The sequence below is a fragment of the Allosaccharopolyspora coralli genome (genome assembly GCF_009664835.1).
In the GTDB taxonomy this organism is placed as follows: domain Bacteria; phylum Actinomycetota; class Actinomycetes; order Mycobacteriales; family Pseudonocardiaceae; genus Allosaccharopolyspora; species Allosaccharopolyspora coralli.
This window is the reverse complement of record NZ_CP045929.1, coordinates 1,312,285-1,333,584: the sequence shown is the minus strand read 5'-3', so window position 1 is coordinate 1,333,584 and position 21,300 is coordinate 1,312,285. Positions and strand designations below refer to the sequence as shown.

At 68.0% G+C, this 21,300-nt stretch carries 19 protein-coding genes; 4 read left to right on the top strand and 15 right to left on the bottom strand.

Annotated elements, in window-relative coordinates; genetic code table 11:
• Positions 1 to 41: 41 nt before the first annotated feature.
• From GIY23_RS06360 to GIY23_RS06350, 3 genes are all read right to left on the bottom strand, one after another.
• The gene (locus tag GIY23_RS06360) at positions 42 to 539 is read right to left on the bottom strand and encodes a DUF4233 domain-containing protein (RefSeq protein ID WP_228717577.1); all 498 of its coding nucleotides are present in this window, start codon (positions 537 to 539) and stop codon (positions 42 to 44) included.
• On the bottom strand, positions 536 to 1,930 hold the full coding sequence (gene folC / locus GIY23_RS06355) for a bifunctional tetrahydrofolate synthase/dihydrofolate synthase (RefSeq protein WP_407646865.1): 1,395 nt from the start codon (positions 1,928 to 1,930) through the stop codon (positions 536 to 538). Before folC ends, GIY23_RS06360 begins: the two co-directional genes overlap by 4 nt.
• A 100-nt stretch (positions 1,931 to 2,030) precedes the next feature.
• On the bottom strand, positions 2,031 to 4,664 hold the full coding sequence (locus GIY23_RS06350; RefSeq protein ID WP_154075803.1) for a valine--tRNA ligase: 2,634 nt from the start codon (positions 4,662 to 4,664) through the stop codon (positions 2,031 to 2,033).
• Positions 4,665 to 4,832: 168 nt separating this feature from the next.
• On the opposite strand from GIY23_RS06350, the gene GIY23_RS06345 reads away from it, so the two are divergent.
• Positions 4,833 to 7,145, top strand: coding sequence for an FdhF/YdeP family oxidoreductase (locus GIY23_RS06345; protein WP_154075802.1), 2,313 nt, complete (start codon positions 4,833 to 4,835; stop codon positions 7,143 to 7,145).
• A 69-nt stretch (positions 7,146 to 7,214) separates the two neighbouring features.
• On the opposite strand, the gene GIY23_RS06340 is transcribed toward GIY23_RS06345, so the two are convergent.
• The 7 genes from GIY23_RS06340 to GIY23_RS06310 all read right to left on the bottom strand — a co-directional run bounded on the left by GIY23_RS06340 (position 7,215) and on the right by GIY23_RS06310 (position 12,811).
• The gene (locus GIY23_RS06340; RefSeq protein ID WP_154075801.1) at positions 7,215 to 8,576 is read right to left on the bottom strand and encodes an L-lactate MFS transporter; all 1,362 of its coding nucleotides are present in this window, start codon (positions 8,574 to 8,576) and stop codon (positions 7,215 to 7,217) included.
• 104 nt (positions 8,577 to 8,680) lie between these two features.
• Positions 8,681 to 9,103: a hypothetical protein gene (locus tag GIY23_RS06335; protein ID WP_154075800.1), complete on the bottom strand. Its 423-nt coding sequence runs from the start codon at positions 9,101 to 9,103 to the stop codon at positions 8,681 to 8,683.
• 352 nt (positions 9,104 to 9,455) lie between these two features.
• Positions 9,456 to 9,959 carry a hypothetical protein gene (locus GIY23_RS06330; RefSeq protein ID WP_154075799.1) on the bottom strand — a complete coding sequence of 168 codons (504 nt, stop codon included), beginning with the start codon at positions 9,957 to 9,959 and terminating at the stop codon, positions 9,456 to 9,458.
• 34 nt (positions 9,960 to 9,993) lie between these two features.
• Complete coding sequence (locus GIY23_RS06325; RefSeq protein ID WP_154075798.1) at positions 9,994 to 10,500, bottom strand: hypothetical protein; 507 nt, start codon at positions 10,498 to 10,500, stop codon at positions 9,994 to 9,996.
• Between the two features lie 201 nt (positions 10,501 to 10,701).
• Positions 10,702 to 12,048, bottom strand: a complete 1,347-nt coding sequence (locus tag GIY23_RS06320; protein ID WP_154075797.1) for a WXG100 family type VII secretion target — start codon at positions 12,046 to 12,048, stop codon at positions 10,702 to 10,704.
• Positions 12,045 to 12,356 carry a type VII secretion target gene (locus GIY23_RS06315; RefSeq protein WP_154075796.1) on the bottom strand — a complete coding sequence of 104 codons (312 nt, stop codon included), beginning with the start codon at positions 12,354 to 12,356 and terminating at the stop codon, positions 12,045 to 12,047. The genes GIY23_RS06320 and GIY23_RS06315 overlap by 4 nt, the downstream gene beginning before the upstream one ends.
• Positions 12,353 to 12,811 carry a YbaB/EbfC family nucleoid-associated protein gene (locus tag GIY23_RS06310; RefSeq protein ID WP_187352048.1) on the bottom strand — a complete coding sequence of 153 codons (459 nt, stop codon included), beginning with the start codon at positions 12,809 to 12,811 and terminating at the stop codon, positions 12,353 to 12,355. Before GIY23_RS06310 ends, GIY23_RS06315 begins: the two co-directional genes overlap by 4 nt.
• A gap of 158 nt (positions 12,812 to 12,969) precedes the next feature.
• Here GIY23_RS06310 and fdhD point away from each other — a divergent pair, with 158 nt between their 5' ends.
• Both fdhD and GIY23_RS06300 read left to right on the top strand, forming a co-directional pair.
• Complete coding sequence (fdhD, locus tag GIY23_RS06305; protein WP_154075794.1) at positions 12,970 to 13,878, top strand: formate dehydrogenase accessory sulfurtransferase FdhD; 909 nt, start codon at positions 12,970 to 12,972, stop codon at positions 13,876 to 13,878.
• Positions 13,879 to 13,895: 17 nt separating this feature from the next.
• Positions 13,896 to 14,786, top strand: a complete 891-nt coding sequence (locus tag GIY23_RS06300) for an alpha/beta hydrolase (protein WP_228717576.1) — start codon at positions 13,896 to 13,898, stop codon at positions 14,784 to 14,786.
• A gap of 81 nt (positions 14,787 to 14,867) precedes the next feature.
• Here the strand turns inward: GIY23_RS06300 and GIY23_RS06295 are convergent, their stop codons facing one another.
• From GIY23_RS06295 to tig, 5 genes are all read right to left on the bottom strand, one after another.
• Positions 14,868 to 15,509 (bottom strand): RBBP9/YdeN family alpha/beta hydrolase, encoded by a 642-nt coding sequence (locus tag GIY23_RS06295; RefSeq protein WP_154075793.1) that lies wholly within the window; start codon positions 15,507 to 15,509, stop codon positions 14,868 to 14,870.
• Between the two features lie 117 nt (positions 15,510 to 15,626).
• Positions 15,627 to 16,913: an ATP-dependent Clp protease ATP-binding subunit ClpX gene (gene clpX / locus GIY23_RS06290; RefSeq protein ID WP_154075792.1), complete on the bottom strand. Its 1,287-nt coding sequence runs from the start codon at positions 16,911 to 16,913 to the stop codon at positions 15,627 to 15,629.
• 216 nt (positions 16,914 to 17,129) lie between these two features.
• Complete coding sequence (locus GIY23_RS06285; protein WP_154075791.1) at positions 17,130 to 17,759, bottom strand: ATP-dependent Clp protease proteolytic subunit; 630 nt, start codon at positions 17,757 to 17,759, stop codon at positions 17,130 to 17,132.
• A 54-nt stretch (positions 17,760 to 17,813) separates the two neighbouring features.
• A complete protein-coding gene (locus GIY23_RS06280; protein ID WP_154078654.1) occupies positions 17,814 to 18,392 on the bottom strand; it encodes an ATP-dependent Clp protease proteolytic subunit in 579 nt (192 codons plus the stop codon).
• A 318-nt stretch (positions 18,393 to 18,710) separates the two neighbouring features.
• A complete protein-coding gene (gene tig, locus GIY23_RS06275; RefSeq protein ID WP_154075790.1) occupies positions 18,711 to 20,135 on the bottom strand; it encodes a trigger factor in 1,425 nt (474 codons plus the stop codon).
• Positions 20,136 to 20,347: 212 nt separating this feature from the next.
• Between tig and GIY23_RS06270 the strand changes: the two genes are divergently transcribed.
• Positions 20,348 to 21,286: a sucrase ferredoxin gene (locus tag GIY23_RS06270; RefSeq protein ID WP_228717575.1), complete on the top strand. Its 939-nt coding sequence runs from the start codon at positions 20,348 to 20,350 to the stop codon at positions 21,284 to 21,286.
• Positions 21,287 to 21,300 lie beyond the last annotated feature (14 nt).

The following is a 21,300-nucleotide window of genomic DNA, read 5'->3' as shown; positions in this document are numbered from 1 at the left end:
AGACACTCCGCATCATGATGCACCAGGGCTCGATGCGGTGGTCAGTCGGCCGGCGGGTGCCCGAGCTGGTCGGCGAGGCGACCCTCCCGCATCCGGATCGCCACATCCCGACGCAGGTACAGCATGTACGCCCACACCGCCGCGAACAGCAGTCCCATCGCCCCGATCGTCGGGTGAATGACCCAGCACGCGACCAGTGCCAGCTGCAATCCGACCGCCAGCCACAGACCCCACGGCTTTCGCTGCACGAACGCCGTCGCCAGCATCGCCAACGCCAGGGCGATCACCACCCCGAAGCCCACGCTCGAGACCCCGGCACCGAACTGCCACACGATCGGCAGTGCGAGGCCCACCACGATGAACTCCAGTACCAAGGTCCCGGCCATGACCCCGCGCAGCCCCTTCCACGGGTCGCGGACGTGCTCCGGGGCGATCGGCATCCCGTGCTCGTCGACGCCCAGCTCCGGGCGGTCGGTGTCTTCGCTGTGCACGCGGTCGGTGTCTTCGCTGTGCACGCGGTCGGGGTCCTCGCTGCTCACGCGGGCTCCTTGCCGAACAGGGCCCGTCCCTCACCCGCGGTGACGACCGAACCGGTGATGATCACTCCCCCACCGGAGATCGACTCGTCCGGATCGTCGGTCTCCTCCGCGATCTGGATGGCGGTCTCGACCGCGTCGTCGAACCGGGGCTCCACGACGAGCTTCTCGCTCGGGAACACGTCCTTGGCGATCGCGGCCAGCGCGTCCGGATCCAGCGCGCGCGGCGACGAGTTCGTGGTGATCACCAGCTCGTCGACGACCGGCTCCAACTCGGCGAGCATGCCCCGCGCGTCCTTCTCACCGAGCACGCTCACCACGCCCACCAGCCGCCGGAAGGAGAACTCCGAGGTCAACGCGCCCGCCAGCGCACGAGCCCCGTGCGGGTTGTGCGCGGCGTCGACGAAGATCGCAGGCGCGGCGCGGACCCGCTCCATGCGCCCGGGGGTGACCACACCCGCGAACGCCTCGCGCACGGAGTCGACGGAGAGCTGATGTGCGACCCCCGCACCGAAGAACGACTCGGTCGCGGCCAGCGCGAGCGCCGCGTTGCGCGCCTGATGCTCGCCGTAGAGCGGCAGGAACACGTCCTCGTAGACGCCGCCGAGGCCTTGCAGGCGCAGCATCTGGCCACCCACGGCGACCTGGCGTTCGAGCACGCCGAACTCGTGGCCCTCACGCGCGACGGTCGCGTCGACCTCGGCGACCCGCTCCAGGATGACCCGTTCCGCCTCCGGCGCCTGCTGGGCCATCACCACGACCGACCCCGGCTTGATCACGCCCGCCTTCTCCGCGGCGATCCCGGCGAGGTCGGTGCCGAGGTACTCGGCGTGGTCGTGCGCCACCGGGCACAGCACCGCGACGGCACCGTCCGCCACGTTCGTGGCGTCCCAGCCACCGCCGAGCCCGACCTCCAGCACCGCCGCCTCGACCGGGGCTTCGGCGAACGCGGCGAACGCCATGCCGGTGAGCACCTCGAACTTGCTCATCGGCACGTCACCACGAGAATCGATCATGGTCACGTACGGAGCGATGTCCCGGAAGGCCTCAACGTAGTCCGACGGGCTGATCGGGCCACCGTCGATGCTGATGCGCTCGGTGGCCAGCTGCAGATGCGGGCTCGTGTAGCGGCCCACGCGCAAACCGATCCGGCCGAGCAGCGCGTCGATCATGCGCGAGGTCGAGGACTTGCCGTTCGTGCCCGCGACGTGCACCACCGGATAGGTGTGCTGGGGTTCTGCGAGCAGGTCGGTCAGCGCCCGGATCCGGTCCAAGGACGGTTCGATCTTGGTTTCCGGCCAGCGCTCGTTGAGCTCGGCCTCCACCACTCGCAGCTCGTGCAACCCACTCGGGTCGGGGTCGGACACGCTTCGACTCCCCTGCTCGTCGCCAATGTTCCGCCTGTGCGCAGTCTACGGCTCGCGCCCGCCACTCTCCGGAGGCGCCGTGCCGTCCAGTGACGTGCGCGACTCCGGGTCTCCGGGTGTGTCGAACTCACTTGCCGGGCATCGACTCCAGGCGCGCGGTGATGCGGTCGATGTCCGCCTGCGCCGTGTCCCGGCGAATCTTGATCTTGTCCACGACCTCGGCGGGCGCCTTGTCGGTGAACGAGGGGTTCGCCAGCTTCTTCTCGGTGCCCGACAGTTCCTTCTCCGCCGCCGCGAGGTCTTTCTCCAGCCGCTTGCGCTCCGCCGTCACGTCGATCGCGCCGGAGAGATCCAGCTCGACGTCGGCGGTGCCGCCGGCCACAGCGACCTCGAGGGACGCGGACGACGTGAAATCCTCACCCGGTTCGGTGATCTTCACCAGCGACCGGACGTGCGGGACGTGCTCGGCCAGCCCGAGCGCCGCCACTCCACCGAGCCGTGCCGCGACCTTCTGGCCGGGCTTGAGTCCCTGGTCGGAACGGAAGCGGCGGATCTCGGTGACCAGCTTCTGCATCGCCGCGACCCGCTCGGCCGCCGCGTCGTCGGCCTCGACTCCGAGCTGCTTCGGCCAGTCCGCGACGACGACCGACTCACCGCCCGTCAGCGTCGTCCACAGCTTCTCGGTGACGAACGGGATCGTCGGGTGCAGCAGTTTCAGCACCACGTCGAGCACGTGCCCGAGCACGGCCCGCGTCGACTCGGCCCGGTCACCGCCCTCGTCGATCTGCACCTTCGACAGTTCCACGTACCAGTCGCAGAACTCGTCCCAGGTGAAGTGGTAGAGCGCCTCGGTGGACTTGGCGAACTGGAAGTCCTCCAGCAGCTCGTCCACCTCCCCGATCAACGCCTCCGTCCGGTCGAGGATCCACCGGTCGGCGTCGGTGAGCGTGCCGCGCTCCGGCAACGAATCCGGAACCACCGCTCCCTTGGCGAGCGCGAAGCGGGTGGCGTTCCACAGCTTCGTGACGAAGCTGCGCGAGCCCGCGACCCACTCCTCGCTGATCGGCGCGTCCGCACCCGGGTTCGCGCCACGCGCGAGGGTGAACCGCAGCGCGTCGGCGCCGTAGGTGTCCATCCACTCCAGCGGATCGACCGTGTTGCCCGCGCTCTTCGACATCTTCTTGCCGTGCGGGTCGCGGACCATGCCGTGCAGCGCGATCACGTTGAACGGCGGGACGCCGTCCATCGCGTACAACCCGAGCATCATCATCCGGGCGACCCAGAAGAACAGGATGTCGTAGCCGGTGACCAGCACCGACGTCGGATAGAACGTCCGCAGGTCGGCGGTGTCCTCGGGCCAGCCCATCGTGGAGAACGGCCACAACCCCGACGAGAACCACGTGTCCAGGACGTCCTCGTCCTGGCGCCATCCCTCGCCGGTCGGCGGCTGCTCGTCCGGCCCGACACAGACGACTTCGTCGTTCGGTCCGTACCAGATCGGGATGCGGTGGCCCCACCACATCTGCCGCGAGATCGCCCAGTCGTGCAGGTTGTCGATCCAGTCGAAGTACCGCTTCGCCATCTCAGGCGGGTGCACGGCGACGCTGCCGTCGCGCACGGCGTCGCCGGCGGCCTGGGCCAGCGGGCCGACCTTGACGAACCACTGCATCGACAGCCGCGGCTCGATCGGCTCCTTCGACCGGGAGCTGTGCCCGACGCTGTGCACGTAGGGGCGCTTCTCGGCGACGACACGGTCCTGTGCGGCGAGAGCCTCGCGCACCGCCTCCCGCGCCTCGAACCGGTCCATGCCGTCGAACCGGGTGCCCGAATCGGCGATCCGGCCGGTGTCGTCCATGATCGTGAGCATCGCCAGGTCGTGCCGCTTGCCGATCTCGAAGTCGTTCGGGTCGTGCGCCGGGGTCACCTTGACCGCGCCGGTGCCGAACTCCGGGTCGACGTGCTCGTCGGCGACGACCGGGATCGTCCTGCCGGTCAGCGGCAGCTCGATCTCGGTGCCGACGAGGTGCCGGTAGCGCTCGTCGTCGGGGTGCACCGCGACGGCGGTGTCGCCGAGCATCGTCTCCACCCGGGTAGTCGCCACGACGACCGAGGCGGCCCCGGAGCCGTAGCGCATCGACACCAGCTCGCCCTCGACCTCACGGTGTTCGACCTCGATGTCGGAGATCGCGGTGCGCATCTGCGGCGACCAGTTGACCAGCTGCTCGGCGCGATAGATGAGGCCGTCGTCGTAGAGCCGCTTGAAGATGGTGCGCACGGCCCGGGAGAGCCCGTCGTCCATGGTGAAGCGCTCACGGGTCCAGTCGACGCCGTCGCCGAGGCGCTGCATCTGCGCCAGGATCGCGCCGCCGTGTTCTTCCTTCCACTGCCACACCCGGTCAAGGAAGCCCTCGCGCCCGAGCTCGCGGTGGTCGACCCCCTCCGCACGGAGCTGGTTCTCCACCAGCGCCTGGACCGCGATCGAGGCGTGGTCCATCCCCGGCAGCCACAGTGCCTCGTAGCCCTGCATCCGCCGCCGACGCGTGAGCAGGTCCATCAGCGTGTGCTCGAACGCGTGGCCGATGTGCAGGCTACCGGTGACGTTCGGCGGCGGGATGACGATCGAGAACGGCGGTTTGCCGCTGTGCGCATCGACCGTGAAGTACTCCGCGGCTACCCAGCGTTGATACAGCTCCGCCTCGGCGTCGGCCGGGTTCCAGCTCGACGGGAGTTCACGGGCCTGGGTAGCGGAGGTCTCAGTCACGGACCGGATTCTACGAACCGCTCACCGGCGTCGTGCACGGTGTCGGCTTAGCTTCGAGGTACGTGGGGTGATCTGCGTTGGTGGTTGTCGTAGCGGAACCTCACCCCGCGCACCCTTTCAACACATCGGTCGTTGCAGAGCATGCCTTACACCGCGCACGCTGATCGCATGCGAGCACACCAGGCTGATCAGGACGTCGATGAATCCGACCTGCGCGTCCGCGAGCGAGGCCGCTCCGCGGCAGGCGTCAAGGGCGTTCTGGTGTCGCTGCAACGCAGCCTGAAGGAGATGGGCCTCGCCCGGACCGTCAAGACATTGCCGTTGCTGAACCAGCGCAGCGGCTTCGACTGCCCCGGCTGCGCGTGGCCGGAGCACCGGGCCGCCGACGGCGGCAGCCGCAGCGTCGCCGAGTTCTGCGAGAACGGCGCGAAGGCCGTGGCCGAGGAAGCCACCCGGGATCGGATCGGGCGGGAGTTCTTCGCGCAGCACTCGGTGGCCGACCTGGCGGACAAGACCGAACACTGGCTCGGCAAGCGCGGCAGACTCACCGAGCCGATGGTGCTGCGCGAGGGCGACACGCACTACCGGCCGATCCCGTGGGACGAAGCGTTCGACCTCGTCGCCGACGAGCTACGCGGTCTGGACAGTCCGGACGACGCGATCTTCTACACCTCGGGCCGCACCAGTAACGAGGCCGCGTTCCTGTACCAGCTGCTGGTGCGGTCGTTCGGCACCAACAACCTGCCCGACTGTTCGAACATGTGCCACGAGTCCTCGGGTGCGGCGTTGACGCAGACCATCGGCGTCGGCAAGGGCTCGGTCTCACTGTCCGATGTGGAGAACGCGGATCTCGTGGTGGTCGTCGGCCAGAACCCGGGCACGAACCATCCGCGCATGCTGACGTCGCTGGAACGCGTCAAGCACAACGGAGGCCGGATCCTCGCGGTGAACCCGTTGCCGGAGACGGGGCTGATGCGATTCAGCAATCCGCAGCATCCCCGGGGGGTCGTCGGTTCGGGCACGCCGCTGGCCGACGAGTTCGCCCAGATCCGGCTCGGCGGCGACCTCGCGCTGTTCAAGGCTATCGGCAGCCTCCTGGTCGAGGCCGACGCCGAGTCGCCCGGCACGGTGCTCGACCGCGAGTTCCTCGCCGAACAGACTCAGGGTCTCGACGATTTCCTCACCGACGCGAAGAACCTCGACTGGCCCGCCGTCGAACGCGCCACCGGCCTCGACCGTGACCAGATCGAGCGTGTCGCGCGGATGTTCGTGCAGTCGGAACGGATCGTGGTGTGCTGGGCGATGGGCCTCACGCAGCACAAACAGGCTGTCCCGACGATCCGCGAGATCGTGAACGTGCAGCTGCTGCGCGGCATGATCGGCAAGCCTGGCGCCGGCCTGTGCCCCGTTCGCGGCCACTCGAACGTGCAGGGAGACCGAACGATGGGCATCTGGGAGCAGATGCCGGAGAGTTTCCTCGCCGCGCTGGATTCCGAGTTCGGGCTTTCGGTCCCGCGCCGACACGGCCACGACACGGTCACGGCGCTGCGGGCGATGCGGGACGAACCGGGGAAGGTTTTCGTCGCCATGGGCGGCAACTTCGCCGCGGCGACACCGGATTCGGCGGGCACCGAAGAGGCGCTACGGCAGTGCAGGCTGACCGTCCAGATCTCGACGAAACTCAACCGGTCGCACGTGGTTCCCGGCCGTACCGCGCTGATCCTGCCGACGCTCGGCCGCACCGAACGCGACACGCAGGCCTCCGGCGACCAGTTCGTCACGGTCGAGGACTCGATGTCGGCGGTGCACGCCTCACGCGGACGCCTCGACCCGGCCTCGCCGCACCTGTTGTCGGAGGTCGCGATCGTGTCGGGTCTCGCACGTCGCTTGTTCGGACCCGGGCATCCGGTGCGGTGGCAGGACTTCGAGCGCGACTACGACCTCATCCGCGAGCACATCGCTCACGTCGTTCCTGGATGCGCGGACTACAACGCGAAGGTCCGCGAGCCGGACGGCTTCGTGCTGCCGCACCAGCCCCGCGACCGACGCACCTTCGACACCCCGGCGGGGAAGGCGCTGTTCACGGTGAACACGGTCGAGCCCATCGAGGTCCCCGAAGGGCGGTTGCTGTTGCAGACGATGCGCAGCCACGACCAGTACAACACCACGATCTACGGGCTCTCGGACCGCTACCGGGGAATCGAGGACGCGCGGCGGGTGGTGTTGGCGCACCCGGAGGACATCGCGGCGCTCGGCCGGTCCGACGGAGAACTCGTCGACCTCGTCTCGGAGTGGCAGGGTCCGTCCGGTGTGGAGGAACGCTGCGCCGAGCGGTTCCGCATCGTCGGCTACCCCACGGCGCGGGGCTGTGCCGCGGCGTACTTCCCGGAGGCCAACGCCCTCGTCCCGCGGGACTCGGTCGCCGAGGACTCGAACACCCCCGTGTCGAAGGCCCTCGTCGTCCGCCTCGACCCCCGCTGAACACGAGGCGAACGGCACTTTCACCTCGTCTCACGGGGCGAAAGTGCCGTTCGCCTCACCGAATGCGGTTCAGGATCGGGCGGCGGGCTCGGCCTGCGGTCCGGATTCGGGTTCGTGGAACTTCGGGTCGACGGGCCGGACGAGTTCGTTGGCGACGAACCCGACGACGAGCAACCCGGTCATGATCGACAGCGACAGCGTGTACAGGCCGGCGCCCGAAGCGCCCGACGCCTCCTGGGAATCCGCGATCGCGTTGACGATCAGCGGCCCGAGTACCCCGGCCGCCGACCATGCCGTGAGCAACCGACCGTGGATCGCCCCGACCTGATAGGTCCCGAACAGGTCCTTCAAGTACGCCGGAATCGTGGAGAAACCGCCGCCGTAGAACGACAGGATCACCATCGCCGCGATGATGAACAGCGGCACGCTCGCGGAACCCGCGACCACGAGGAACAGGTAGAGCAAGGCACCACCGCCGAGGTAGAGGCGGTAGATGTTCTTGCGCCCCACGTAGTCCGATGTGGACGACCACACGAACCGGCCCGCCATGTTCGTCAGCGACAGCAGCGCCACGAACGCGGCGGCGGTCGTGGCCGCCACCGGTGTGCTGGTGCCCGCGAAGAAGTCCACCAGCATCGGCGAAGCCTTCTCGAGGATGCCGATACCGGCGGTGACGTTCAGGCAGAGCACCACCCACAGCAGCCAGAACTGTGGCGTGCGCAACGCGTTCTGCGCCGAGACGTGCCCGGAGCTGATCATCGTGCTGTCTCCGGGCTCCGAGGGTTCCCACCCCTTCGGCTTCCATCCTGGGGCAGGCAACCGAACCAGGAACACGCCCACGAGCATCACCGCCGCGTACACGACACCGTGCACCAGAAACGCCTGTGAGATCCCACCGCGGTCCTCGCCGAACGCGGTGAGCATGCCGGACGACCACGGTGAGGCGACCAATGCGCCGCCACCGAAGCCCATGATGGCGATCCCGGTGGCCATCCCAGGCCTGTCCGGGAACCACTTGATCAGCGTGGACACCGGTGAGATGTAGCCGATACCGAGCCCGATGCCGCCGACGAAGCCGTACCCGAGCACGACGAGCCAGAACTGACCGAGCGCGATGCCCGCGGACGAGATGAGAAAGCCCGCCACGAAGCACACGGTCGAGACCGCCATCGCCCAGCGGGGCCCGTTGCGTTCCACCAGCGTTCCGCCGAAAGCGGCGGAGAGTCCGAGCATCACGATGCCGAGCTGGAACGGCAGGGCACTCAGGGTGCCGGACAGGCCCATCGCCGATTCGAGCGGCGACTTGAACACACTCCAGGCATAAACCTGGCCGATCGACAGATGCACCGCGAGGGCCGCAGGAGGGACGAGCCACCGGCTCCACCCCGGCGAGGCCACGATCCTGTCCGGCCCGAGAAATCCGAGAGCCACTACGTCACCCTTCCGTTGCGACGTACATCACACGCAAAGGGTGCCCAGGGTAACCATGTCGAACACCGATCACCTTCCGAGGTTTCCACACAGCGGGAAGATGATCATTCGCGCGGTCGTACCGTTGCGAGAGCTCGCAGGAACGTCAGCAGTGCCGCGATCGGCAGCACCAGCAGCAGGACGCGGAACAGCGGGGACGGCACGAACTCGTCCACTGTGTGCCAGCCCCGTCCACTTTGAGTCCGGTCGTCGGTGACGCGGATCGGCATGCCGACGTCGTCCACGGTGAACCTGGCGAACTCGTGCCGGAACGATTCGGGCTCGCCCTCGTCCGGAACGACCTCGCCCACGCAGGTCGACCGAGTCGCGAACACCGACCAGTCGGCCTGGCAGGACTCCAGAACGAGTGTGCCGTTGGCAGTCCCGCCGTAGCTCACGTCTCCGAGCATGTACCCGTAGTTGAAGTACGTGGCATACACCAGCGCCACTGGCAGTGCCCACATCACCGGCCTCGGCCACGTCGACATGAACCCCGGCCTCGACGGCCGGTCCGGCTTCGGACGTGACGGCCTCGACGAGTTCGCGGCCGAAGCGAGATTCTCCCAACTCACGGGGCGCGCGACAGTCACGGTACGACTGGCGGTTTCGGTGCTCGCGCCGTTTCGGGCACGGGCGGAACGGCTCGGCAGGACAGGCCCAGACGTCCGCCACGCACCGAGCAGGAGGCCGAGTCCCACCAGGTTCAACAGGACCACGACCACGATCGCGATCACGTAGCCGAACCGGCCGGGCCAGTTGCCGTGCGGGGCCCACGCCACGCTCGGCCCCGAGGCATTGCCGGGGTCGTTGTAGCTTGCGGGCGGTGCCGATTCTCGGGTGTCAGCGTCGAGTTGTGGAACGTGTACTCGATCCTGCGGCCACTGTCGTGGACGATGACCGCGTCGCATGTCCACACCAGACCCAACATCCACGCGTCGCGGTGGCAGGCTGAGACTCGACAGTCGCGACACCGGTCGGAGGCGCGGTGGACTCGGCACCCGCGACGAAGAAGCCGTGCACCAAGTGTGCGGAACCGAACCACAGCGCGCTCACCGTGATCGCGAACGCAACCGCCAGCACATGCCGCGGAACCGCCAGCGTCAACGCGCTGTCCGGAAGCCGGACCTCACAGGTCTGCAGGACACCGAGATAGCGCCAATTCGAGTCACACACGGTCACTTCACCGGTCCCGTTCACCGGGCCGCCGTGACCACGGCTGTCCAGGAACCAGCCGTAGTGCAGCAGCGCCACGCCCAGCACCACGAGCCCCAGAGCAATCGTCTTCCCCCGGATCCCGGAACGGCCCGGGCTCTCGACCGATGTCGCCCCACGCGTTTGCGTCACCGATTGCTGTCCCGATTGTTCACAGTTTCGTGCACTACCGGCGCGCCCCTGCCAGCGAAGAACGCACCACTCCGAAACACCAGCGCACAGCAAGCCCAGCTGCGAAGACACCGTGCGAACAGGCGGCGATCGCCAACGGGCCGATCAGCAACGACGGAACGAACCCGGCTTCCGGAACCGGTACGGCCTTCCAGCTCATTCCGAACACGCCCGATACTTCTTTCGCCGGAACCGCTGTTCCGACGGCGCCGCCCCTCAAGTCAGAATACTTGTTAACGTACTTGACGAACTCGTCGGACCGCCCCTGAGCGCCCTCCGGAACAATGGTACCGGAGCACACCGACCGCGCACCGAACAGAAGCCAGTTCGGCTCACAGGATTCGATGGTCAAGACGCCTTCCTGTCTCGCGCCGATTTGGTCCCCACTATGCAAAAACGAAGTGTTGGCGAGAAATAGGGAATAGAGATAAAAGGTCGCACATGCCAGCAACAGCGCGATGACGATGTTTCGTCCAGGGCGCTTCAGTTCCCGCTGGCGCACCCGAAGCGTGTAGCCACGCCCCAGGCCGTCCGGAGCCCCTGCCCCTGGATCACCTTCTCTCGAACCCTTCTGCAGCCCGCGCGTTTCACGACGGCTCACAACCCCAGCCTCTCGCTTCTCATCGTCGGAGGTAACGTTCTTTCTGGTTATTCAGTCTCGAACATGCGACTACGCATCGGCGTTCGTCGAGATGTGCCCACGCTACGGCCGAGGCGTTTCATCATACGGTTTCTCGTCATCGTCCTGAGTGAAAGCCTTGTTGAACTCTTTCGCTCCTTCCTTGGCCCCGGGTACCACGTCACCGACCCATGGCGCCTCCGGTTTGACATGCCCGAGGTCTCCGGACATCACCGAACGGATCCAGTTCTGACCATCGGTCGCCGTCTTACCAAGCTTGCTGTCAACCCACTCAGCAGCCTTCCCGACGGTGGAGTCACTAAGCGGGCCATTCGATGTCTGATCCGCGGACGTGGTCAACCGGTCCCATCCAGCTCCTGCATGATCGCGTCCTGCCCACCGGTCCCGTGCGCTCTCCTGCCAGTTCTCGGCGGCGGAGCGGTCGTGCGCGGCGGCTTCGTCCCGTTTCGTGGCGGCCTTGTCGTTCATCCGGTCGGTGAAGTCGTCGAGTTTCTGGTTGCGAGCCTCGAGCCCGTCGCCCTGGAGCTTGTCGCCGAGCGCGTCGCGCCCGTCGGCCTTGGCGCGGAAGTCGGCCTCCATGTGCTGCTCCCGCATCTTCAGCCGCCCACCGAGACCGACGTCCGGGCGCTGCCTGCTGATGTCGGCGAGGTCGTCGGCGCGCTTGCGGAGCGCGTCGCTGGAGGACTTCGCCAACCCGCCGAGGTCGTCCAGCGCCTTGAACAGCTTCTTGAGGAACTGGGCGATCCGGCCCGCGACCTCGGCGCCCTTCGCCACCGCACGCGCGATGAACGCGGCGACCGATGCACCCGCTGTGGGAACAGAACTCGCCAGAGCCCCGAGGCCCCAGACGATCAACGTCCCCGCCATCTCGGCCAACACGTCACGAATCAACGCTCGAGTGGCCGCGACCAGCGCCCCAGCAGTCTTGATCTTGTTCGCGGCCGAGGCGGCACCCGCCGCCCCGTTGGACACGTGCTCGTAGAGCTGCGCGGCTTCTCCGCGGTACGCCGCGCCCGACTGCTCCTGCCAGTCCTTGACCTGCGACAGCGAACCCTTGTGCTGGTCGGCGATCTCTTGAAGACGTTGGGAGATGTTCTCGTACGTCGCGGCGACGGCCTCGATCGCCGGAGGATCTCCCATCAGATCGTCGAAGGGCTCCCGAATCCACCCGACGTTCTCGATGATCCAGCCCACCGCCGACGACGCGAGCGTGCCCAGCGGGTCGACGACGGCACCGGCGGTGTCGAGCGCGAGTCCCGCACCGTCGATGCCGAGCTGGACCGGGTCGATCTTCTTGCCTTCTTCGAAGACGTTGTCGACGTTGTTGCCGATGTCCTCGATGCCGTCCAACGGGCCCGCGCCGGTGAACGACTTCCCGTCGTCCTGGGCCTTCGCCACGAGATCGTTCATGCCTGCAGACCCCCGAAGTCCTGTCCCGCACGGTCGTCGCGATCCCGGATGTCCTTGGCGGCGTCGAGCACCTTGTGCCCCGACTCCTCCATCGCCTTCGGCAACTGACCCAGCATCTGCTTCGTCGAGTCCAGTTCGTCGGTGAAGATGAACGACCACGCTTGGCACAGCACGCCCATGACCTCCGGCCCCAACTGCACCGAAGTCGACGCGTCGTGCGCCTGTTGCAGACCCGACGCGATGTCACCCGTCAGCTGCTTGCCGTGCGCGTTCATCGCCTCGGTGTTCGTCTGCAGTCCCGACATCATCGACCACCCCGCTCGTCCCAGTCGTCCTCGTCGTCGTCCCAGTCCAACTCGATGTCTTCGACGGCCGAACGGCGCGGTTCGGTTCCCGGCGCGTGCTCGGACCGCTGCATCCGGGCGATCCCCTGATCCACCTGCTCGGTCAGGAAGTCCATGCCTTCCCCGTCACCCAGCAGCGGCCGCATGCTCTCCTGAACCGAGCGGGCGGCCTCGACCTGGGCCTGACGGATCGTGTCCATGATCCGGTCCGCGAGCACCGTGTGCGCGAGCTGTGTCGCCTTCGGGCTCAACGTGAGCGACTCGATGCCGCCACCTCCGGCCACCGTGACGGTGACGGTGCCGTCCGAACTGGTCACCTCGCTGCGAGCGGAGGCCAGCTGCTCCTGGGACTCGGCGAGCTGCTGCTGCATCTGCTCCGACTTGCGCTCGAAGTCCGCCAAGAACTTGTGCGGGTCCACCCGGTCCTCCCTCGCTCGGCGACGGCACACACGATGGGTGAGTCTCGCACAGCCCGATCGCGGGAACGATCGGACTCGAGGCACGCGAATCATCCTGCTGGCAACCGCGGGCAGGGAAAAGGGACGATCGAGTCAGTAGCGGACTCGGGAGGCAGGCAATGGGCAGGATCACGGTGCGGCGTCCGGTGGTACGGATCGATGACCGAGGGAGCCGGGACCGTCCCGACACGCTCGCCGCCGAAGAGCCGCTGGAACTGCGCATCGACTCGCGAGCGCTGAGCGTGACGATGCGCACACCAGGGCACGACATCGAACTCGCCCACGGGTTCCTGCTCACCGAAGGAGTCGTGCTCGCGTCCGGCGACGTCGCCACCGCGCGCTACTGCGACAGCCCCGGACCCGACGGGCGCAACACCTACAACGTCCTCGACCTCCACCTCGCGCCGCACGTCGCGCCACCGGACACCTCCGTCGAACGGAACTTCTACACGACGTCATCCTGCGGCGTGTGCGGCAAAGCCGCCCTGGACTCGGTCCGTCTCACCACGAACCACTCCCCTGCCGAGGACCCCCTCGTCATCGACGCCGAGACCCTCGCCGGGCTGCCCGACACGCTGCGGGATGCCCAGCGCGTGTTCGACCGCACCGGCGGACTGCACGCGGCCGGGCTCTTCGACGCGTCCGGCACGTTGCTCGCCGCCCGCGAGGACGTCGGCAGGCACAACGCCGTCGACAAGGTCCTCGGATGGGCATTTCTCGACGGGCGCGTCCCGCTCACGAAGACCGTGTTGCTCGTGTCCGGGCGCGCGTCGTTCGAGCTGGTGCAGAAGGCCGCGATGGCGGGTGTGAGCACGCTCGCCGCCGTCTCCGCTCCATCTTCCCTCGCCGTGGAACTCGCCGAGGACCAAGGGATGACGCTTGTCGGATTTCTTCGTGGCCGTTCGATGAACCTCTACACCGGCCATCAGCGGGTGAGCGCGGAGCACATCGGAACCGGTAGCGTGGACGCGGGCCAGGACGGGCACGGCGCCGCCCACGGCATGCCCCCGGACGGTCCGCAGCAGTGATTCGAGGGAGAGGTGGCATGACGCGCGAGCAGCGCACCCGGATGGTGTCCCGTCGCACGATGCTCACCACCGGAGTCGCAGGCTCCGCGGCCCTGGTCACCGGTCTCGGCAGTGACACCACGGCGGCTTCCGGCCCCGGGGAAGTCGAAGCGTTCGCGAACCGCAACAACGTCTCGCTCGAACGGGTGCACTCCGTGGCCCGGAACCGTGAAGTCGACCTCGTCCTGATGTACCCGGAGGGAGTGGACCGGGCACGGCTGCCCACCTGCCTCATGCTGCACGGCCGGTGGGGCGACGCGCGGAACGCGGCGGCCGGCGTCCCCGACTGGCTCAGCAACAGTGTCCGGTCGGGCAAGATCCCCCCGTACGCGATCCTCTCCGTCGACGGCGGCGGAAACAGCTACTGGCACCACCGCGACGGCGACGATCCGATGTGGATGCTGCTCGACGAGGTGCCGCGCTGGCTCGCCGAACGCAACCTCGGCGGGGCCGACGGGCTCCCGTTCGCCACCATCGGCATGTCCATGGGCGGTTTCGGTTCCCTGGTGTACGCCCGCCGACGGAACGAACTCGGCAGCCCCCTCCGGACCACATCGGTCATCGCGCCCGCACTCCTCACCAACTGGTCGGACATGCGCAAACGCCGCGCGTTCGCCGACGAGGCCGAATGGGCCGAGATCGACCCGCTGCGCCACGTCGACGCCCTCGACGGTGTCTCCCTCGGGGTCTGGTGCGGCACTCGGGACCGGTTCATCAAGGGGACCCGGCGCTTCATCGAACTCGCCGACCCCGAGTTCGCCTCCACAACACCCGGCGGACACAACAGCCGCTACTACCGGAAGGCGCTTCCCGAGGCCGTCCGGTTCACCGGCGCCCACGCGCAAGGCCAGCGCCTCCGCCGAGAGTGACTCGAGGGGCCTTGCGCGCTACTCGCGAATCGATCCCGCAGCGAGAAGGACGCTGAGCTTGCGCCCTTCTGAAAGAAGTTCTCAGGCCGGCCGCAACTTGCCAGGCAGATAACCGACCGTGTGGACCTCGCCGTCGAACCGGTCCAGCAACGGCACGGTCCCGTAGAGCGCCCAGCGCAATGCCGACGGCCATCGGCCGTACCCCGCCGCCGTGTCGAGCCGCTCACCGTCCGGGATCACGTCCAATTCCACCTGCAACGCGTCCGCCAGTGCGTGCGCACTCGACAGCGGCAACGTGGGATCACCCGAGCCCGCCACCAGTCGGGTCACTCCCGCCGCGCGGCGCAGCGCGTGAGCGTCGACCGGGTACGGGATCACACCACGAGCGGCGGGTCCCCGTCGCGACGGCTCGGGTGGCGCCACCAACAGCACCTGGTCCGCCCGACGCGCATCCGTGTCCACGGTGGCCGCGTGCTGCAGCCACAACGCGGCCGCGTTGCCCTGTGCGGCCACCACCACGTGAGCGTCGTCGGCCACCGAGGACAACGCGGCCCGCAACGCGGCAACGCCCTCGTCCCACTCCGGTCGAGGAGCACGACCGACGCCGACCACTTCAGCCGCGGCGCCCTCGTGATGATCCAGCTCGCGAACCAGCCACCGCATCCAGTGCCACGGCCCCACGTCCGAGCGGTCAGGGATCAGGAGGACCTGTGTCCGGCTCATGGCGCCGCTCCCCCTCTGTGACGGTCGTGTCCCACCATGATCATCCAACGGGAAGGCGCGCACCACCAGCCCCTCGCGCACCAAGGCAGGGCTAGCGTTCACCTGCGCAACGTGGACTCAGGCGGACTTCTCGCGACGTTCCCGCCGCGACGCCTGCCGAGCCACGATCGTCGGGTTGACGTTCTCGCGGACCGTCTGCTCGGTGATGACGACCTTGGCCACGTCCGACCGGCTCGGAATGTCGTACATCACCGGCAACAGCACCTCTTCGAGGATCGCGCGGAGCCCGCGAGCGCCCGTACCGCGCAGGATCGCCTGATCGGCGATCGCCTCCAGCGCGGTCTTGGTGAACTCCAGCTCCACGTTGTCGAGCTCGAACAGGCGCTTGTACTGCTTGATCAGTGCGTTGCGCGGCTCGGTGAGGATCTGGACGAGCGATTCCTTGTCGAGGTTCGTCACGCTCGCCACGGTGGGCAGCCGGCCGATGAACTCGGGGATCAGGCCGAACTTGATGAGGTCCTCGGGCATCACGTCGGCGAAGTGATCCGTCTCGTCCGCCTGCGCCTTGGACCGCAGGTCGGCGCCGAATCCGACGCTGTGCTTGCCGACCCGGTCCTCGACGATCTTCTCCAGCCCGGCGAACGCGCCCGCCACGATGAACAGGACGTTCGTCGTGTCGATCTGGATGAACTCCTGGTGCGGATGCTTGCGGCCGCCCTGCGGCGGAACGCTGGCGCTGGTGCCCTCCAGAATCTTCAGCAGCGCCTGCTGCACACCCTCACCCGACACGTCCCGGGTGATCGACGGGTTCTCGCTCTTGCGGGCGATCTTGTCGACCTCGTCGATGTAGATGATGCCCGTCTCGGCACGCTTGACGTCGTAGTCGGCGGCCTGGATCAGCTTGAGCAGGATGTTCTCAACGTCCTCGCCGACGTAGCCCGCCTCGGTGAGGGCCGTGGCGTCGGCGATGGCGAAGGGCACGTTGAGCATCTTCGCCAAGGTCTGCGCCAGATAGGTCTTACCGCAGCCGGTCGGGCCGAGCATGAGGATGTTCGACTTCATCAGCTCGACGTTCTCTTCACGGCTGTCCCGGCCACTGGTGCGCTCTCCGGCCTGGATGCGCTTGTAGTGGTTGTAGACGGCGACCGAGAGATTGCGTTTCGCGGGATCCTGGCCGATGACGTACTGGTCGAGGAAATCGTGGATCTCGCTGGGCTTGGGCAGCTCGTCGAGTTTGACCTCGCCCGCCTCGGCGAGCTCCTCCTCGATGATCTCGTTGCAGAGATCGATGCACTCGTCGCAGATGTACACGCCGGGACCGGCGATGAGTTTCTTGACCTGCTTCTGGCTCTTCCCGCAGAAGGAGCACTTCAGCAGGTCGCCGCCGTCACCGATACGTGCCATGACCGCTGACCTCGTCCCCTCCGGCACCGCGTCGATATCGGTGCCTGACCGTGTATGCCGTCCTCGACGGTACCTGCCGTTGCCCGGGTTCGGGGAGACTGTGACCCGGTGGTAGCCGGTGCTCGAACACCGGACTCCCTGCAAGGGTCACAGTCTCGCCGCACCCTCCCGGATGCTGGCTCCCGTGACGTCCGGGCGTGTCGTCCCGCCCGTTCGTTACGTCTGGGCCGAGAGCTTCCGGTACGGAAGAACCTCGTCGACCAGCCCGTACTCGAGAGCCTGCTGGGCGGTGAGGATCTTGTCCCGCTCGACGTCCTTGCGGATCTCGTCCTGCGGCTTGCCGGTGTGCTGGGCGATCGTCGCCTCCATCAGGTCGCGCATCCGCTGCACCTCGTTGGCCTGGATCTCGAGGTCGGAGACCTGGCCGTAGATGCCCTCGGTGGAGGGCTGGTGGATCAGGATCCGCGAGTTCGGCAGCGCCAGGCGCTTGCCCTTCGTGCCCGCGCCCAGGATCACCGCGGCGGCCGAGGCGGCCTGCCCGAGGCAGATGGTGCGCACGTCCGGGCGGACGTACTGGATGGTGTCGTAGATCGCCATCAGCGCCGTGAACGACCCGCCGGGAGAGTTGATGTAGATCTGGATCTCCCGGTCCGGGTCGTCGGACTCCAGGAACAGCAGCTGCGCCATGACGTCGTTGGCCGAGGCGTCGTCGACCTGGACGCCGAGGAACACGATGCGCTCCTCGAACAGCTTGTTGTACGGGTTGGATTCCTTGACTCCGTACGCGGTGCGTTCGACGAACGACGGCAGCACGTACCGGGACTGCGGAAGCTGGAATGAGCTCACGTCGGTGACTCCTCGTTGATCGTGATCGTGCGGACCCTGTGCTCGGGCGCCCGATCAGCTCGACGGCAGGTTGGCGGCGGTGGCGATGTGGTCGACGAAGCCGTAGTCCCTGGCCTCCTCGGCCGTGAACCACCGGTCGCGGTCGGAGTCGGCGGTGATCTTGTCCACGGTCTGGCCGGTCTGCTCGGCGATCAGCTGCGCCATCTCCAGCTTGTGCTTGGAGAAGACCTCGGCCTGGATGGCGATGTCGGAGGCCGTACCCCCGAGGCCGGCGGACGGCTGGTGCATCATGATCCGGGCGTGCGGCAGCGCGAAGCGCTTGCCCCGAGCACCGGCCGAGAGCAGGAACTGCCCCATCGAGGCCGCGAATCCCATCGCCACGGTGGTGATGTCCGGCCGCACCAGCTGCATGGTGTCGTAGATCGCCATGCCCGCGGTGACCGATCCGCCCGGCGAGTTGATGTACAGCGAGATGTCACGGTCCGGATCTTCGGCGGCCAGCAGCAGCAACTGCGAGCAGATCTGGTTGGCGATGGTGTCTTCCACCTGCGCCCCGAGGACGATGATGCGCTCCCGCAGCAACCGCTCGTACACCGAGTCGTTGAGCGAGAGTCCGTTGGGTGCCGAGCGCATCTGCGGTGTCTGCGCGTCGGTCAGGTGCTGCGTCACGTCTCCCTGCCTTCTTCCACAGTGGACCCGGCCGCGGATCGGTCCGGCCGGGACAGCTCTGGGATGTCGTCTGTGCTTGAGGATCGGTACGTCCCGGAACGAGGGCCGCACCCACACGATCACCACGGGCGGTGAGCGGATGATCCGTTACTCACGACCCTAACGAAAACGGGCGGCACCAGCTTCCCGGTACCGCCCGTTTTCGCTCTCAGCTCACAACGGCTCGCCGCGTCCCACTTCGCGGTGGAACCGCGCAGGTCCACCGCGGTGGAACCGCCCAAGTCATTCCGCCGCGGAACCGGCGGTGCTCTTCTGGTCGGAGTCGCCGTCGGCCTCACCGTTGTCACCGGACTCCGCCGCCTCGTCCGCCTCACCGCTCTCGTCGGACTCGGTGCCGAACAGGGCGTCGAGGTCCAACGCGTTGTCGGAAGCGTCCGTGACGGTGGCCTGGCGCACGACCGAGAACAGCGCCTTGCTGCGCCGCACGTCGGCGTAGATCGCGCCGAGCTGACCCGACTGCTGGGCGTGCTGGACGAACTGGTCCGGGCTCACGCCGAACTGCTGCGCCTGGTAGATGATCCGCTCGGTGAGCTCGTTGTCCGAGACCTCGACGCCCTCGGTGTCGGCGATGGTGTCCAGGATGAGCTGGGTTCGGACCGCCTTCTCCGACTCGGAGCGGGTGTCGGCGTCGAACTGCTCCCGCGACGAGTCCTGGCTCTTGAGGTGCTCTGCGAAACGCTCGTCGTCACCTTCGAAGCCCTGCATCGCGTCCTCCGTGCGGGCCTCGACCTCGGACTCGACGACACCCTCTGGCAGCGGAACGTCCGTGGTTTCCAGCAGCACGTCGAGGATCTTGTCCCTGGCCTCCATGCCCTGCTGCATGCGCTTGACACGCCCGAGGCGTTCGCGCAGGTCCGCCAGCAGCTCCTCGGCGGTGTCGAACTCGCTGGCCATCTGGGCGAACTCGTCGTCGGCCTCGGGGAGCTGGCGCTCCTTGACCGACTCGAGCGTCACGCTCACCTCGGCGTCACGTCCGGCGTACTCGCCTGCGACCAGGTTCGTGGTGAACGTGTGGGTCTCGCCCTCGTTGCCGCCGATGAGCGCGTCGTCGATGCCGTCGACGAGCTGGCCGGACCCGATCTCGTACGAGAGCCCGCTGGTCTGCGCCTCCGGCACCTCCTGGCCGTCGACGGTCGCGGAGAGGTCGATGCTGACGAAGTCGCCGTGCTGCGCAGGGCGCTCCACCCCGGTGAGAGTGCCGAAGCGGGCGCGCAGCTCGTCGAGCTGCTCCTGAACCTCGTCCTCGGTGACCTCGACGTCCTCCACCGACACCGACAGCTCACCGAAGGCGGGCAGGGTGATCTCGGGCCGGACGTCGACCTCGGCGGTGAACGCGACCTCGTCGCCGTCCTCGATCTTGGTGACCTGGATCTCGGGGCGGCCCAGGGTGCGGACCTCCGAGGAGTTCACCGCTTCGAGGTACTTGGAGGGCACCGCGTCGTTGATGACCTGGTCGAGCACGGGTGCCCGGCCGATACGGCTCTCCAGCACCTTGGCAGGCACCTTGCCGGGGCGGAAACCCGGGATGCGGACCTGCTGGGCCAGTTCCTTGTACGCGGCGTCGAAGTTCGGCTTGAGCTCGTCGAACGGCACCTCGACGTTGAACCGGACGCGCGTCGGGCTGAGGTGCTCGACGGTGCTCTTCACGTGGTCTCCTAGTACGAACGTGCTTGCGGTCCCGGCGGTGCCGGTGGGAGCGGACGGGCGGACGTGCCGACTCGTGCTCCGTCGACGCCGGGCTGACCTCCGAGTCTATTTCGTCGCACTCGAGTGCCCGGTCGGGGGTTGCCACGGCACCGGAGCACGGCCTCCCGACGCCCGGCGCGTCCGACCGTGCGAGGGCGTGCTTCAGTGGGGATGTGGAGTCCGGCAGCAGCAACATCGCAGGCAGCGCAGCTGCGGCGGGCTGCGCGGACACCTGCTCGGCGCTGTCGGCCGGACTCGGCGAGCCGCTTCCGGGTACGGCCGCCGTCGCACCGACGTGGCTGTGCCTGGAGCAACGCGGGCCGTGGGGTCCCGATGCGCTGCACGAGAGCCGCTTGGATCCCGACGTCGGCGCGGCGATCGCCGGACGCGCAGCAGCGGCCGGGATCCGCGTTCAGCTCATCCGGCGACCCGGACGGCACCCCGACACGGGGCCCGGGACGGCTCGCCAGGTCTACCTCGCGCGCACCCACCCGCGCGAGGGCTGGCTGCGCACGACGCAGGTGGCCGCACCCGACGAGCTGCTGGATCTCGACTTCGACGCTCTCGCTCGCGGGGACCACCAGGACTGGGGCCGCCACGCTCCCGAGCCCGTGCTGCTGGTCTGCACCAACGGCCGACGCGATCTGTGTTGCGCGGTGCACGGACGAACGCTCATCGCCGAGCTCGGCCCCCGGCACGCGGGCGTCGTGTGGGAGACCACGCACACCGGCGGTCACCGGTTCGCGCCCGCCGCCGTCGTCCTCCCCAGCGGCTACACCTACGGGCGGTTCGACGCCCGGCTCGCCGACGCCGTGCTGTCGTCGGCGAGCGCAGGCAAGGTCGTCCTCGACCACTGCCGGGGTCGCGCGACGTGGAGCCAACCCGCGCAGGCCGCCGAACTCGCCGTGCGCGCCCGGCTCGGCGAGCACCTCGCCGACGCCGTCGACGTCCTCGGCGAGCACGACGGAGTCGTGCGGATCGCCCATCAGGACGGACGCCGGTGGGAGGTCACGACCCGGACGGAGCACCTTCACCCGGCCCGGCCGTCCAGCTGCGGCAAAGCCGCGGGGCACCCGGCGACTCATCACGTCGAACGCATCGACGCCGAATGACGGCGGTCCGCCCC